The 592-nt window shown below is 50.3% G+C and carries 1 pseudogene; it reads right to left on the reverse strand.

The window, feature by feature from the left end:
- Positions 1–592, reverse strand: a pseudogene (locus tag B3S86_RS00020) (DNA-directed RNA polymerase subunit beta'); the annotation flags it as partial.

Here is a 592-nt window from a genome sequence, read left to right on the forward strand (position 1 = left end):
GACACGAGTCGTTTCTTGGAACGACGCAGCCGATAGGAATGAATCTGTTTCAAGTGACGCTTTCGTGATACCGAGAAGAACTGGTTTCGCCGAAGCGAGAGCTTTCCCGTTACGGAGCGCTTCTTTACAAGCTTCCTTGAACGTGCTGATATCGACGAGCGAACCTGGTAAGAGTGAAGTCTCACCAGACTCGATGACACGTACGCGACGGATCATTTGGCGAACCATGACCTCGACGTGTTTGTCACCGATCTCAACCCCTTGCATCCGGTATACTTTTTGAACTTCTTGAAGCAAGTAGTTCTGAACGCCGGATACACCTTTAACGTTCAAGAGTTCTTTCGGATCGATCGAACCTTCCGTGAAGACTTGACCGGCTTTGACCTCGTCCCCAAGCTGAACACGTAGACGCGAACCGAATGGGATCGTGTATGTGCGTGTTTCGCTGAGTCCTTGGACCGTCAATTCACGTTTGTCACGCGATTCCGTGAAGTCGATGACTTGACCATCGATTTCCGAGATAACCGCTTGACCTTTCGGGTTACGCGCTTCGAACAACTCTTGGATACGCGGAAGACCTTGTGTGATATCG

This window comes from Exiguobacterium sp. UBA3968 (genome assembly GCF_002385115.1).
Lineage (GTDB): Bacteria > Bacillota > Bacilli > Exiguobacteriales > Exiguobacteriaceae > Exiguobacterium_A.